At 51.0% G+C, this 12,184-nt stretch carries 19 protein-coding genes; 18 read left to right on the top strand and 1 reads right to left on the bottom strand.

Annotation, left to right across the window (positions count from 1 at the left end; translation table 11 throughout):
* Positions 1–41: 41 nt before the first annotated feature.
* The 10 genes from L362_RS06410 (at position 42) to bfr (ending at position 7,258) form a co-directional block, all read left to right on the top strand.
* Entirely contained in the window at positions 42–764 is a 723-nt protein-coding gene (locus tag L362_RS06410; RefSeq protein ID WP_003861697.1) for a helix-turn-helix transcriptional regulator, read from the top strand.
* Entirely contained in the window at positions 764–1,150 is a 387-nt protein-coding gene (gene tusD / locus L362_RS06415; RefSeq protein WP_023345014.1) for a sulfurtransferase complex subunit TusD, read from the top strand. The genes L362_RS06410 and tusD overlap by 1 nt, the downstream gene beginning before the upstream one ends.
* Positions 1,150–1,509 carry a sulfurtransferase complex subunit TusC gene (gene tusC, locus L362_RS06420; RefSeq protein ID WP_008503006.1) on the top strand — a complete coding sequence of 120 codons (360 nt, stop codon included), beginning with the start codon at positions 1,150–1,152 and terminating at the stop codon, positions 1,507–1,509. The genes tusD and tusC overlap by 1 nt, the downstream gene beginning before the upstream one ends.
* Before the next feature lie 7 nt (positions 1,510–1,516).
* Positions 1,517–1,804: a sulfurtransferase complex subunit TusB gene (tusB, locus tag L362_RS06425; protein ID WP_023345013.1), complete on the top strand. Its 288-nt coding sequence runs from the start codon at positions 1,517–1,519 to the stop codon at positions 1,802–1,804.
* A 124-nt stretch (positions 1,805–1,928) separates the two neighbouring features.
* On the top strand, positions 1,929–2,303 hold the full coding sequence (gene rpsL, locus L362_RS06430) for a 30S ribosomal protein S12 (protein WP_000246815.1): 375 nt from the start codon (positions 1,929–1,931) through the stop codon (positions 2,301–2,303).
* A 96-nt stretch (positions 2,304–2,399) separates the two neighbouring features.
* Positions 2,400–2,870 (top strand): 30S ribosomal protein S7, encoded by a 471-nt coding sequence (gene rpsG / locus L362_RS06435; RefSeq protein ID WP_004106370.1) that lies wholly within the window; start codon positions 2,400–2,402, stop codon positions 2,868–2,870.
* Positions 2,871–2,966: 96 nt separating this feature from the next.
* Positions 2,967–5,081 carry an elongation factor G gene (gene fusA / locus L362_RS06440; protein WP_008503004.1) on the top strand — a complete coding sequence of 705 codons (2,115 nt, stop codon included), beginning with the start codon at positions 2,967–2,969 and terminating at the stop codon, positions 5,079–5,081.
* 69 nt (positions 5,082–5,150) lie between these two features.
* On the top strand, positions 5,151–6,335 hold the full coding sequence (tuf, locus tag L362_RS06445; RefSeq protein ID WP_014068448.1) for an elongation factor Tu: 1,185 nt from the start codon (positions 5,151–5,153) through the stop codon (positions 6,333–6,335).
* Between the two features lie 179 nt (positions 6,336–6,514).
* Positions 6,515–6,709, top strand: coding sequence for a bacterioferritin-associated ferredoxin (gene bfd / locus L362_RS06450; RefSeq protein WP_008503493.1), 195 nt, complete (start codon positions 6,515–6,517; stop codon positions 6,707–6,709).
* Positions 6,710–6,781: 72 nt separating this feature from the next.
* Positions 6,782–7,258, top strand: a complete 477-nt coding sequence (gene bfr, locus L362_RS06455) for a bacterioferritin (protein ID WP_008503492.1) — start codon at positions 6,782–6,784, stop codon at positions 7,256–7,258.
* On the opposite strand, the gene L362_RS06460 is transcribed toward bfr, so the two are convergent.
* Complete coding sequence (locus L362_RS06460) at positions 7,242–7,715, bottom strand: prepilin peptidase (protein WP_021242968.1); 474 nt, start codon at positions 7,713–7,715, stop codon at positions 7,242–7,244. The two genes, bfr and L362_RS06460, sit on opposite strands and share 17 nt — an antisense overlap.
* 380 nt (positions 7,716–8,095) lie before the next feature.
* Here L362_RS06460 and rpsJ point away from each other — a divergent pair, with 380 nt between their 5' ends.
* The 8 genes from rpsJ to rpsC are packed head-to-tail and all read left to right on the top strand — an operon-like array spanning position 8,096 to position 12,184.
* Positions 8,096–8,407 carry a 30S ribosomal protein S10 gene (gene rpsJ / locus L362_RS06465; protein WP_001181005.1) on the top strand — a complete coding sequence of 104 codons (312 nt, stop codon included), beginning with the start codon at positions 8,096–8,098 and terminating at the stop codon, positions 8,405–8,407.
* Positions 8,408–8,439: 32 nt separating this feature from the next.
* A complete protein-coding gene (gene rplC / locus L362_RS06470) occupies positions 8,440–9,069 on the top strand; it encodes a 50S ribosomal protein L3 (RefSeq protein ID WP_003863274.1) in 630 nt (209 codons plus the stop codon).
* A 10-nt stretch (positions 9,070–9,079) separates the two neighbouring features.
* Entirely contained in the window at positions 9,080–9,685 is a 606-nt protein-coding gene (gene rplD / locus L362_RS06475) for a 50S ribosomal protein L4 (protein ID WP_000424395.1), read from the top strand.
* A complete protein-coding gene (rplW, locus tag L362_RS06480; protein ID WP_000617546.1) occupies positions 9,682–9,984 on the top strand; it encodes a 50S ribosomal protein L23 in 303 nt (100 codons plus the stop codon). The genes rplD and rplW overlap by 4 nt, the downstream gene beginning before the upstream one ends.
* A 17-nt stretch (positions 9,985–10,001) precedes the next feature.
* Positions 10,002–10,823, top strand: coding sequence for a 50S ribosomal protein L2 (gene rplB / locus L362_RS06485; RefSeq protein WP_008457150.1), 822 nt, complete (start codon positions 10,002–10,004; stop codon positions 10,821–10,823).
* A 16-nt stretch (positions 10,824–10,839) separates the two neighbouring features.
* A complete protein-coding gene (gene rpsS, locus L362_RS06490) occupies positions 10,840–11,118 on the top strand; it encodes a 30S ribosomal protein S19 (protein ID WP_001138117.1) in 279 nt (92 codons plus the stop codon).
* Positions 11,119–11,132: 14 nt separating this feature from the next.
* A complete protein-coding gene (gene rplV, locus L362_RS06495) occupies positions 11,133–11,465 on the top strand; it encodes a 50S ribosomal protein L22 (protein WP_002919773.1) in 333 nt (110 codons plus the stop codon).
* A 17-nt stretch (positions 11,466–11,482) separates the two neighbouring features.
* Positions 11,483–12,184, top strand: a complete 702-nt coding sequence (rpsC, locus tag L362_RS06500; RefSeq protein ID WP_000529945.1) for a 30S ribosomal protein S3 — start codon at positions 11,483–11,485, stop codon at positions 12,182–12,184.

Raw genomic sequence — 12,184 nt, 5'->3', positions numbered from 1 at the left:
GAAAACCTAACGACAGGCTCCTGAAAAGGAGTGTTTTTTTCATGTCCAGGTCGCTTTTAACCAACGAAACCAGTGAACTTGATTTGCTGGATCAACGTCCTTTTGACCAGACCGACTTCGATATTCTGAAATCCTATGAAGCGGTAGTGGACGGGTTAGCGATGCTCATTGGCTCCCACTGCGAAATCGTATTGCACTCCCTGCAAGATCTGAAGTGTTCCGCCATCCGCATTGCGAATGGTGAGCATACTGGCCGTAAAATTGGCTCGCCAATTACCGACCTTGCATTGCGTATGTTGCATGACATGACCGGCGCGGACAGCAGCGTCTCCAAATGCTATTTCACCCGCGCCAAAAGCGGCGTGCTGATGAAATCAGAAACCATCGCGATTCGAAACCGCGAGCATCGTGTTATTGGGCTGCTGTGCATCAACATGAACCTTGATGTGCCTTTCTCGCAGATCATGAGCACCTTTATTCCACCCGAAACGCCGGATGTTGGCTCTTCTGTTAACTTTGCCTCTTCCGTCGAAGATCTCGTCACGCAGACGCTTGAGTTCACCATTGAAGAGGTGAATGCCGACCGCAACGTCTCGAACAACGCCAAGAATCGCCAGATCGTGCTCAATCTCTATGAAAAAGGGATTTTTGATATTAAAGACGCCATCAACCAGGTGGCCGATCGTCTCAACATCTCCAAGCACACGGTCTACCTCTATATTCGCCAGTTCAAAAGCGGTGATTTCCTGGGACAAGACAAGTAATGCGTTATGCGTTAATGGTGACAGGCCCGGCGTACGGGACTCAGCAGGCCAGCAGCGCGCTGCAGTTTGCGCATGCGCTGCTGGCAGCCGGACATGAGCTGGCGAGCGTCTTCTTCTATCGGGAAGGGGTGTATAACGCGAACCAGTTTACGTCGCCGGCGAGCGATGAGTTTGATGTGGTGCGCGGCTGGCAGGCATTAAACGAAAAGCAGGGCGTAGAACTGCACATCTGCGTGGCGGCGGCACTGCGCCGCGGCGTGACCGATGCAACCGAAGCCGCCCGTCTTGGTTTGTCGGGTTCTAACCTGCAGCCCGGTTTTTCGTTAAGCGGTCTGGGCGCGCTGGCACAGGCGGCGCTCACCTGCGATAGAGTGGTGCAATTCTGATGAAGCGCGTGGCATTTGTTTTTGCGTCTGCGCCGCACGGGAGCGCTTCTGGCCGCGAAGGACTGGATGCGTTACTTGCGACGTCCGCGCTGACCGAAGATATCGGCGTCTTCTTTTTAGGGGACGGTGTGTTTCAGCTTCTGGCGGGTCAGCAGCCACAGGCCATTCTGGCGCGGGATTACATCGCTACGTTTAAAGTGCTGCCGCTGTATGACATTGAAACCCTGTATGTCTGCGCCGACTCGCTGGCCGCTCGCGGTTTGGATGAGAAGACGCCTTTCGTGCTGGATGTGACCGTCGTCTCTTCTGCGGCATTGCGCGAACACCTTTCCCACTACGACACCGTTTTGACCTTCTGAGGCTGCCATGCTCCATACTCTGAGCCATTCACCATGGCAATGTGATATCGACGCGTTACTGAGTATGCTGCGCGACGGTGATGACCTGCTGCTAATTCAGGACGGCGTGCTTGCTGCACTTGAAGGCAGCCGTTTCGTTGAAATGCTCACGAATGCCCCCATAACAGTTTCTGCGCTGAAAGACGATCTGGATGCGCGGGGTCTTTCTTGTCAAATTTCAGCCAAAATTGACGTGGTTGGCTATACTGATTTCGTCAATCTTACTGTGACGCACGCCAGTCAAATGAACTGGTGATTTGAGATCGCTGTATATTTCTTGACACCTTTTCGACGTAGCCCTAAAATTTCGCGTCCTCATATTGTATGAGGTCGTTTTATTACGTGTTTACGAAGCAAAAGCTAAAACCAGGAGCTATTTAATGGCAACAGTTAACCAGCTGGTACGCAAACCACGTGCACGCAAAGTTGCGAAAAGCAACGTGCCTGCGCTGGAAGCCTGCCCGCAGAAACGTGGTGTATGTACTCGTGTATATACCACCACTCCTAAAAAACCAAACTCCGCACTGCGTAAAGTATGCCGTGTGCGTTTGACTAACGGTTTCGAAGTGACTTCCTACATCGGTGGTGAAGGTCACAACCTGCAGGAGCACTCCGTGATCCTGATCCGTGGCGGTCGTGTTAAAGACCTTCCGGGTGTTCGTTACCACACCGTTCGTGGTGCGCTGGACTGCTCAGGTGTTAAAGACCGTAAGCAGGCTCGCTCCAAGTACGGCGTGAAGCGTCCTAAGGCTTAATGGTTCTCCGTTAAGTAAGGCCAAACTGATTTATCTTAATGTCATACTAAACTCTTTGAGTTTTGGACAATCCTGAATTAACAACGGAGTATTCCCATGCCACGTCGTCGCGTCATTGGTCAGCGTAAAATTCTTCCAGATCCGAAATTCGGATCAGAACTGCTGGCAAAATTTGTAAATATCCTGATGGTAGATGGTAAAAAATCTACTGCAGAAGCAATCGTATACAGCGCGCTGGAGACCCTGGCTCAGCGTTCTGGTAAAAATGAACTGGAAGCTTTCGAAGTCGCTCTCGACAACGTTCGCCCAACTGTAGAAGTTAAGTCCCGCCGCGTTGGTGGTTCTACTTATCAGGTTCCAGTTGAAGTTCGTCCGGTTCGTCGTAATGCCCTGGCAATGCGTTGGATCGTTGAAGCTGCTCGTAAACGCGGTGATAAATCCATGGCTCTGCGTCTGGCGAACGAACTTTCTGATGCTGCAGACAACAAAGGTACTGCAGTTAAGAAACGTGAAGACGTTCACCGTATGGCAGAAGCCAACAAGGCGTTCGCACACTACCGTTGGTAATCCCTTCGGAGTCTTAGTCACCAGGCGGGCGCTTCAGAGAAGCCGCCCGCTCTGGGTAACTTAACTGAACGCCTAAAGATATAAACGAGGAATCAAATGGCTCGTACAACACCCATCGCACGCTACCGTAACATCGGTATCAGTGCGCACATCGACGCCGGTAAAACCACTACTACCGAACGTATTCTGTTCTACACCGGTGTAAACCACAAAATCGGTGAAGTTCATGACGGCGCAGCCACCATGGACTGGATGGAACAGGAGCAGGAGCGTGGTATCACTATCACCTCCGCAGCGACTACTGCATTCTGGTCAGGTATGGCTAAGCAGTACGAACCGCATCGCGTAAACATCATCGACACCCCAGGGCACGTTGACTTCACCATCGAAGTAGAACGTTCCATGCGTGTTCTTGACGGCGCGGTAATGGTTTATTGCGCAGTTGGTGGTGTTCAGCCACAGTCTGAAACCGTATGGCGTCAGGCGAACAAATATAAAGTTCCACGCATCGCGTTCGTTAACAAAATGGACCGTATGGGTGCTAACTTCCTGAAAGTTGTTGGTCAGATCAAAACCCGTCTGGGCGCGAACCCTGTTCCGCTGCAGCTGGCAATTGGTGCTGAAGAAGGCTTCACCGGCGTTATCGACCTGGTGAAAATGAAAGCCATCAACTGGAACGATGCAGACCAGGGCGTTACCTTCGAATACGAAGATATCCCAGCTGCAATGCAGGACCTGGCTGACGAATGGCACCAGAACCTGATCGAATCCGCTGCTGAAGCTTCTGAAGAGCTGATGGAGAAATACCTGGGTGGTGAAGAACTGACTGAAGAAGAGATCAAAAAAGCTCTGCGTCAGCGCGTTCTGAACAACGAAATCATCCTGGTAACCTGTGGTTCTGCGTTCAAGAACAAAGGTGTTCAGGCGATGCTGGATGCGGTAGTTGACTACCTGCCATCCCCAGTTGACGTTCCTGCGATCAACGGCATCCTGGACGACGGTAAAGATACCCCGGCTGAGCGTCACGCAAGCGACGAAGAGCCATTCTCTGCACTGGCGTTCAAAATTGCTACCGACCCATTCGTGGGTAACCTGACCTTCTTCCGCGTTTACTCTGGTGTGGTTAACTCCGGTGACACCATCCTGAACTCCGTGAAAGCGGCGCGTGAGCGTTTTGGCCGTATCGTACAGATGCACGCTAACAAACGTGAAGAGATCAAAGAAGTTCGTGCGGGCGACATCGCTGCAGCTATCGGTCTGAAAGACGTGACCACTGGTGACACCCTGTGTGACCCGGATCACCCGATCATTCTGGAGCGTATGGAATTCCCAGAGCCGGTAATCTCCATCGCAGTTGAACCAAAAACCAAAGCTGACCAGGAAAAAATGGGTCTGGCTCTGGGCCGTCTGGCGAAAGAAGACCCATCATTCCGCGTATGGACTGATGAAGAATCTAACCAGACCATCATCGCTGGTATGGGTGAACTGCACCTGGACATCATCGTTGACCGTATGAAGCGTGAATTCAACGTTGAAGCGAACGTGGGTAAACCTCAGGTTGCTTACCGCGAAGCGATTCGCGCGAAAGTTACCGACATTGAAGGTAAACACGCTAAGCAGTCTGGTGGTCGCGGTCAGTACGGTCACGTTGTGATCGACATGTACCCACTGGAGCCGGGCTCTAACCCGAAAGGTTACGAGTTCATCAACGACATCAAAGGTGGTGTAATTCCTGGCGAATACATCCCAGCCGTTGATAAAGGCATCCAGGAACAGCTGAAAGCGGGCCCTCTGGCTGGCTATCCGGTTGTTGACATGGGTGTTCGTCTGCACTTCGGTTCTTACCACGACGTTGACTCCTCTGAACTGGCGTTTAAACTGGCTGCGTCTATTGCCTTTAAAGAAGGCTTTAAGAAAGCAAAACCAGTTCTGCTTGAGCCAATCATGAAGGTTGAAGTAGAAACTCCTGAAGAGAACACCGGTGACGTTATCGGTGACTTGAGCCGTCGTCGCGGTATGCTGCGTGGTCAGGAATCCGAAGTAACTGGCGTTAAGATCCACGCTGAAGTTCCGCTGTCTGAAATGTTCGGATATGCAACTCAGCTGCGTTCTCTGACCAAAGGTCGTGCATCATACACCATGGAATTCCTGAAGTATGATGATGCGCCTAACAACGTTGCTCAGGCCGTTATTGAAGCCCGTGGTAAGTAATCCACAGGATTAAAACCTAAGTCCCGTGCTCTCTCCAGAGGGGAGAGCACTATAGTAAGGAATATAGCCGTGTCTAAAGAAAAATTTGAACGTACAAAACCGCACGTCAACGTTGGTACTATCGGCCACGTTGACCATGGTAAAACTACCCTGACTGCTGCAATCACTACCGTTCTGGCTAAAACCTACGGTGGTTCTGCTCGTGCATTCGACCAGATCGATAACGCACCAGAAGAAAAAGCTCGTGGTATCACCATCAACACTTCCCACGTTGAATACGACACCCCGACTCGCCACTACGCACACGTAGACTGCCCAGGCCACGCCGACTATGTTAAAAACATGATCACCGGTGCTGCGCAGATGGACGGCGCGATCCTGGTTGTTGCTGCGACTGACGGCCCAATGCCTCAGACTCGTGAGCACATCCTGCTGGGTCGTCAGGTAGGCGTTCCTTTCATCATCGTGTTCCTGAACAAATGCGACATGGTTGATGACGAAGAGCTGCTGGAACTGGTAGAGATGGAAGTTCGTGAACTGCTGTCTCAGTACGATTTCCCAGGCGACGATACTCCAATCGTTCGTGGTTCTGCTCTGAAAGCGCTGGAAGGCGAAGCTGAGTGGGAAGCGAAAATCATCGAACTGGCTGGCTTCCTGGATTCTTACATCCCAGAACCAGAGCGTGCGATTGACAAGCCATTCCTGCTGCCAATCGAAGACGTATTCTCCATCTCCGGTCGTGGTACCGTTGTTACCGGTCGTGTAGAGCGCGGTATCATCAAAGTTGGTGAAGAAGTTGAAATCGTTGGTATCAAAGAGACTGCGAAGTCTACCTGTACTGGCGTTGAAATGTTCCGCAAACTGCTGGACGAAGGCCGTGCTGGTGAGAACGTTGGTGTTCTGCTGCGTGGTATCAAACGTGAAGAAATCGAACGTGGTCAGGTTCTGGCGAAGCCAGGCTCAATCAAGCCACACACCAAGTTCGAATCTGAAGTGTACATCCTGTCCAAAGACGAAGGCGGCCGTCATACTCCGTTCTTCAAAGGCTACCGTCCACAGTTCTACTTCCGTACTACTGACGTGACCGGTACCATCGAACTGCCAGAAGGCGTTGAGATGGTAATGCCAGGCGACAACATCAAGATGGTTGTGACGCTGATCCACCCAATCGCGATGGACGACGGTCTGCGTTTCGCAATCCGTGAAGGCGGCCGTACCGTTGGCGCGGGCGTTGTTGCTAAAGTTCTGGGCTAATTAATTATCCCTGAATTAAAAAAGGACGCTTCGGCGTCCTTTTTTGTTTTCTACCGCTCAGGCGTCGTCACAAAATTTCGCATTTTTTGCCTGCTCCCGCCCCGCATTCTGGCGTTTGTGCTATTGTAATCATAACCATTCTCACTTACACTTTGCGCATAATTTGAACGGGAGTTTCTATGTACGTTTGTTTATGTAATGGTGTAAGCGACAAAAAAATACGTCAGGCCGTTCGCCAGTTTCAGCCCCAGTCATTCCAGCAGCTTCGCAAATTTGTTCCGGTGGGAAATCAATGCGGTAAATGCGTACGTGCTGCGCGAGAGATCATGCAGGACGAGCTGATGCAGATCCCGGAATACAAAGAGATCGCGTAAGCGCCCATCTTTTCTTTGACATCCCTGTAGCCCGATCTACGCTTCAATGAGTGGAAGCGGAGGGACTATATAATGAAAGGTGATGTTAAAATCATAAGTTATCTCAATAAATTATTGGGAAATGAGCTTGTCGCAATCAACCAGTATTTTCTTCACGCGAGAATGTTCAAAAACTGGGGACTCAAACGTTTAAACGACGTTGAGTACCATGAATCTATCGATGAGATGAAACACGCTGATAAATATATCGAGCGTATTTTATTCCTTGAAGGCATTCCAAACCTGCAGGATCTCGGCAAGCTGGGCATCGGAGAAGATGTCGAAGAGATGCTGCGTTCCGACCTCAGGCTAGAACTTGAAGGTGCCAAAGATCTCCGTGAAGCCATTGCTTATGCTGACAGCGTACATGACTACGTCAGCCGAGATATGATGATTCAGATCCTGGCCGATGAAGAAGGGCATATTGACTGGCTGGAAACAGAGCTGGATCTCATTGCTAAAATCGGCCTGCAAAACTATCTTCAGTCACAGATTAAAGTGGAAGAATAACCAACGTCTTCCAGCCTACGCATAAACCCGCTGCTGCCAGAAATGGCCCAAAAGGCAGCGGGTTTTTTATTGCCTTCTTATCAGGGCGGATTACCGAAAAAACAAGAATACAAAGAAGCGCCATCAGCGCCGCGAGCAACGCCAGCGCAGGCAGTACGCACCAGCCATGCCATGCACCCAGTGCCGCCAGGTACTTCACATCACCATATCCCATCCCTTCACGCCGGCAGATAAACCAATAGCCCCAGTAAATAACGGCAAAGGCAATATATCCGGCCATCGCACCCGCCACCGCACTCGGCAGAAAATCAGGTTGGATACAGAGCTGAAAGAGCAGTCCTGCCCATAGCAGCGGACAGAGAAATTTATCGGGAAGTAGACCGTAGCGAATATCGGCATTTACCAGTAATGCTGTCAGTGAAAGATAGATCAGCAGAAAGGGGAGGGTGGTCAGCATTTAAGGGGCCTCAAACGGGTTTGAACGCATAGTCGCTATAATCGGCCTGTCCGGCAATGCACAAAAAACGGAGATGCGTAGCGGCTCGAAACAAAGCATCGCCGCAGAATACATTGCATAAAACGTTGCGCGCTCTTACACACCCTGCGACATTGGCGCTTAATTTCTAAACGGCACTTGCGTCTTGCCCAGATTTACGTATAATGCGCGGGCTTGTCGTAATTGACGGCGGGTTCAATCAGAACCAGAGTAGCTCATTTTGTTACTCAACAATGCTCCCAATTGGGGAGCTACGTAAGAACGGTTACACTCTCCCATCAATCGTAATGGGTTTGAGGAGTAATCATTTTCGTTTATAAAATAATTGGAGCTCTGGTCTCATGCAGAACCAAAGAATCCGTATCCGCCTTAAAGCGTTTGATCATCGTCTGATCGATCAATCAACCGCGGAAATCGTCGAGACTGCTAAGCGCACTGGTGCGCAAGTCCGTGGTCCGATCCCGCTGCCGACCCGCAAAGAGCGCTTCACCGTTCTGATCTCTCCGCACGTTAACAAAGACGCGCGCGATCAGTACGAAATCCGCACTCACAAGCGTCTGGTTGACATCGTTGAGCCAACTGAGAAAACCGTTGATGCTCTGATGCGTCTGGATCTGGCTGCCGGTGTAGACGTGCAGATCAGCCTGGGTTAATCAGGTCATCGAGCGATTGAGAGGTTGAAACAATGATTGGTTTAGTCGGTAAAAAAGTGGGTATGACCCGCATCTTCACTGAAGATGGCGTTTCTATCCCAGTAACCGTAATCGAAGTTGAAGCAAACCGCGTTACTCAGGTTAAAGATCTGGCTAACGATGGCTACCGCGCTATTCAGGTTACCACTGGTGCTAAAAAAGCTAACCGTGTAACCAAACCAGAAGCGGGTCACTTCGCTAAAGCTGGCGTAGAAGCTGGCCGTGGTCTGTGGGAATTCCGCCTTGCTGAAGGCGAAGAGTTCACCGTAGGTCAGGACATTAGCGTTGAGCTGTTTGCTGACGTTAAAAAAGTTGACGTAACCGGTACCTCTAAAGGTAAAGGTTTTGCTGGTACCGTTAAGCGCTGGAACTTCCGTACCCAGGACGCTACTCACGGTAACTCCTTGTCTCACCGCGTTCCGGGTTCTATCGGTCAGAACCAGACTCCGGGCAAAGTGTTCAAAGGCAAGAAAATGGCAGGTCAGCTGGGTAACGAACGTGTAACCGTTCAGAGCCTGGACGTAGTACGTGTTGACGCTGAGCGCAACCTGCTGCTGGTTAAAGGTGCGGTCCCGGGTGCAACCGGTAGCGACCTGATCGTTAAACCAGCTGTGAAGGCGTAAGGGGATAGCAATGGAATTAGTATTGAAAGACGCGCAGAGCGCGCTGACTGTTTCCGAAACTACCTTCGGTCGTGATTTCAACGAAGCGCTGGTTCACCAGGTTGTTGTTGCTTATGCAGCTGGTGCTCGTCAGGGTACTCGTGCTCAGAAGACTCGTGCTGAAGTAACTGGTTCTGGCAAAAAGCCATGGCGCCAGAAAGGTACCGGCCGTGCGCGTTCAGGTTCTATCAAGAGCCCGATCTGGCGTTCAGGTGGCGTGACCTTCGCTGCGCGTCCACAGGACCACAGTCAAAAAGTTAACAAAAAGATGTACCGCGGCGCGCTGAAAAGCATCCTGTCCGAACTGGTACGTCAGGATCGTCTGATCGTTGTCGAGAAGTTCTCTGTTGAAGCGCCTAAAACTAAGCTGCTGGCACAGAAACTGAAAGACATGGCTCTGGAAGATGTGCTGATCATCACCGGTGAGCTGGACGAGAACCTGTTCCTGGCCGCACGTAACCTGCACAAGGTTGACGTACGCGATGCGACTGGTATCGACCCGGTTAGCCTGATCGCCTTCGACAAAGTCGTAATGACTGCTGATGCTGTTAAGCAAGTTGAGGAGATGCTGGCATGATTCGTGAAGAACGTCTGCTGAAGGTGCTTCGCGCACCGCACGTTTCTGAAAAAGCGTCTACTGCGATGGAAAAAACAAACACCATCGTTCTCAAAGTTGCTAAAGACGCGACCAAAGCAGAGATCAAAGCTGCTGTGCAGAAACTGTTTGAAGTCGAAGTCGAAGTCGTTAACACCCTGGTAGTTAAAGGGAAAGTTAAACGTCACGGACAGCGTATCGGTCGTCGTAGCGACTGGAAAAAAGCTTACGTCACCCTGAAAGAAGGCCAGAATCTGGACTTCGTTGGCGGCGCTGAGTAAGTCGGAGGAGTAATACAATGGCAGTTGTTAAATGTAAACCGACATCTCCGGGTCGTCGCCACGTAGTTAAAGTGGTTAACCCTGAGCTGCACAAGGGCAAACCTTTTGCTCCGTTGCTGGAAAAAAACAGCAAATCCGGTGGTCGTAACAACAATGGCCGTATCACCACTCGTCACATCGGTGGTGGCCACAAGCAGGCTTATCGTATTGTTGACTTCAAACGCAACAAAGACGGTATCCCAGCAGTTGTTGAACGTCTTGAGTACGATCCGAACCGTTCCGCGAACATCGCGCTGGTTCTGTACAAAGACGGCGAACGCCGTTACATCCTGGCCCCTAAAGGCCTGAAAGCTGGCGACCAGATTCAGTCTGGCGTTGATGCTGCAATCAAAGCAGGCAACACCCTGCCGATGCGCAATATCCCGGTTGGCTCTACCGTTCATAACGTAGAAATGAAACCAGGTAAAGGCGGTCAGCTGGCGCGTTCCGCGGGTACTTACGTTCAGATCGTTGCGCGTGATGGTGCTTATGTCACCCTGCGTCTGCGTTCTGGTGAAATGCGTAAAGTCGAAGCAGACTGCCGCGCTACTCTGGGCGAAGTTGGCAATGCTGAGCATATGCTGCGCGTTCTGGGTAAAGCAGGTGCTGCACGCTGGCGTGGTGTTCGTCCTACCGTTCGCGGTACTGCGATGAACCCAGTCGACCACCCACATGGTGGTGGTGAAGGTCGTAACTTTGGTAAGCACCCGGTATCTCCGTGGGGCGTTCAGACCAAAGGTAAGAAGACCCGCAGCAACAAGCGTACTGATAAATTTATCGTACGTCGCCGTAGCAAATAATTTTAGAGGATAAGCCATGCCACGTTCTCTCAAGAAAGGTCCTTTTATTGACCTGCACTTGCTGAAGAAGGTAGAGAAAGCGGTGGAAAGCGGAGACAAGAAGCCCCTGCGCACTTGGTCCCGTCGTTCAACGATCTTTCCTAACATGATCGGTTTGACCATCGCTGTCCATAATGGTCGTCAGCACGTTCCAGTCTTTGTTACCGACGAAATGGTTGGTCACAAACTGGGTGAATTCGCACCGACTCGTACTTATCGCGGCCACGCTGCTGATAAAAAAGCGAAGAAGAAATAAGGTAGGAGGAAGAGATGGAAACTTTAGCTCAACATCGCCATGCTCGTTCTTCTGCACAGAAGGTTCGCCTTGTTGCTGACCTGATTCGCGGTAAGAAAGTGTCGCAGGCCCTGGACATCCTGACCTATACCAACAAGAAAGCTGCGGTATTGGTCAAGAAAGTACTGGAATCTGCCATTGCTAACGCTGAACACAACGATGGCGCTGACATCGACGATCTGAAAGTCGCGAAAATTTTCGTAGATGAAGGCCCAAGCATGAAGCGCATTATGCCGCGTGCGAAAGGTCGTGCAGATCGCATCCTGAAGCGCACCAGCCACATTACTGTGGTTGTGTCCGATCGCTGAGACTCTGGAGACTAGCAATGGGTCAGAAAGTACATCCTAATGGTATTCGCCTGGGTATTGTAAAACCATGGAACTCTACCTGGTTTGCGAACACCAAAGAATTCGCTGACAACCTGGACAGCGATTTTAAAGTACGTCAGTACCTGACTAAGGAACTGGCTAAAGCGTCTGTATCTCGTATCGTTATCGAGCGTCCAGCGAAGAGCATCCGTGTGACTATTCACACTGCTCGTCCTGGCATCGTTATCGGTAAGAAAGGCGAAGACGTAGAAAAACTGCGCAAGGTCGTAGCGGATATCGCTGGCGTTCCTGCACAGATCAATATCGCTGAAGTTCGTAAGCCTGAACTGGACGCTAAATTGGTTGCTGACAGCATCACTTCACAGCTGGAACGTCGTGTTATGTTCCGTCGTGCTATGAAGCGTGCTGTACAGAACGCAATGCGTCTGGGCGCTAAAGGTATCAAAGTTGAAGTTAGCGGCCGTCTGGGCGGCGCGGAAATCGCACGTACCGAATGGTACCGTGAAGGTCGCGTACCGCTGCACACTCTGCGTGCTGACATCGACTACAACACCTCTGAAGCGCACACCACTTACGGTGTAATCGGCGTTAAGGTATGGATCTTCAAAGGTGAGATCCTGGGTGGTATGGCTGCTGTTGAACAACCGGAAAAACCGGCTGCTCAACCTAAAAAGCAGCAGCGTAAAGGCCGTAAATAA

It is taken from the genome of Enterobacter sp. MGH 16, assembly GCF_000493175.1.
In the GTDB taxonomy this organism is placed as follows: domain Bacteria; phylum Pseudomonadota; class Gammaproteobacteria; order Enterobacterales; family Enterobacteriaceae; genus Enterobacter; species Enterobacter roggenkampii.
Note: the sequence above shows the minus strand (reverse complement) of the source record. Positions and strands in the feature narration are given on the sequence as shown.

Excerpts from the sequence above, each read along its gene's own strand:
- rpsJ (WP_001181005.1), top strand. The coding sequence starts at position 8,096 with ATGCAGAACCAAAGAATCCGTATCCGCCTTAAAGCGTTTGATCATCGT.
- rplC (WP_003863274.1), top strand. The coding sequence starts at position 8,440 with ATGATTGGTTTAGTCGGTAAAAAAGTGGGTATGACCCGCATCTTCACT.
- tusC (WP_008503006.1), top strand. The coding sequence starts at position 1,150 with ATGAAGCGCGTGGCATTTGTTTTTGCGTCTGCGCCGCACGGGAGCGCT.
- rpsS (WP_001138117.1), top strand. The coding sequence starts at position 10,840 with ATGCCACGTTCTCTCAAGAAAGGTCCTTTTATTGACCTGCACTTGCTG.
- rpsL (WP_000246815.1), top strand. The coding sequence starts at position 1,929 with ATGGCAACAGTTAACCAGCTGGTACGCAAACCACGTGCACGCAAAGTT.
- fusA (WP_008503004.1), top strand. The coding sequence starts at position 2,967 with ATGGCTCGTACAACACCCATCGCACGCTACCGTAACATCGGTATCAGT.
- rplD (WP_000424395.1), top strand. The coding sequence starts at position 9,080 with ATGGAATTAGTATTGAAAGACGCGCAGAGCGCGCTGACTGTTTCCGAA.
- rplB (WP_008457150.1), top strand. The coding sequence starts at position 10,002 with ATGGCAGTTGTTAAATGTAAACCGACATCTCCGGGTCGTCGCCACGTA.
- tusB (WP_023345013.1), top strand. The coding sequence starts at position 1,517 with ATGCTCCATACTCTGAGCCATTCACCATGGCAATGTGATATCGACGCG.
- rplW (WP_000617546.1), top strand. The coding sequence starts at position 9,682 with ATGATTCGTGAAGAACGTCTGCTGAAGGTGCTTCGCGCACCGCACGTT.
- L362_RS06460 (WP_021242968.1), bottom strand. The coding sequence starts at position 7,715 with ATGCTGACCACCCTCCCCTTTCTGCTGATCTATCTTTCACTGACAGCA.
- L362_RS06410 (WP_003861697.1), top strand. The coding sequence starts at position 42 with ATGTCCAGGTCGCTTTTAACCAACGAAACCAGTGAACTTGATTTGCTG.
- bfr (WP_008503492.1), top strand. The coding sequence starts at position 6,782 with ATGAAAGGTGATGTTAAAATCATAAGTTATCTCAATAAATTATTGGGA.
- rpsC (WP_000529945.1), top strand. The coding sequence starts at position 11,483 with ATGGGTCAGAAAGTACATCCTAATGGTATTCGCCTGGGTATTGTAAAA.
- rplV (WP_002919773.1), top strand. The coding sequence starts at position 11,133 with ATGGAAACTTTAGCTCAACATCGCCATGCTCGTTCTTCTGCACAGAAG.
- tusD (WP_023345014.1), top strand. The coding sequence starts at position 764 with ATGCGTTATGCGTTAATGGTGACAGGCCCGGCGTACGGGACTCAGCAG.
- bfd (WP_008503493.1), top strand. The coding sequence starts at position 6,515 with ATGTACGTTTGTTTATGTAATGGTGTAAGCGACAAAAAAATACGTCAG.
- rpsG (WP_004106370.1), top strand. The coding sequence starts at position 2,400 with ATGCCACGTCGTCGCGTCATTGGTCAGCGTAAAATTCTTCCAGATCCG.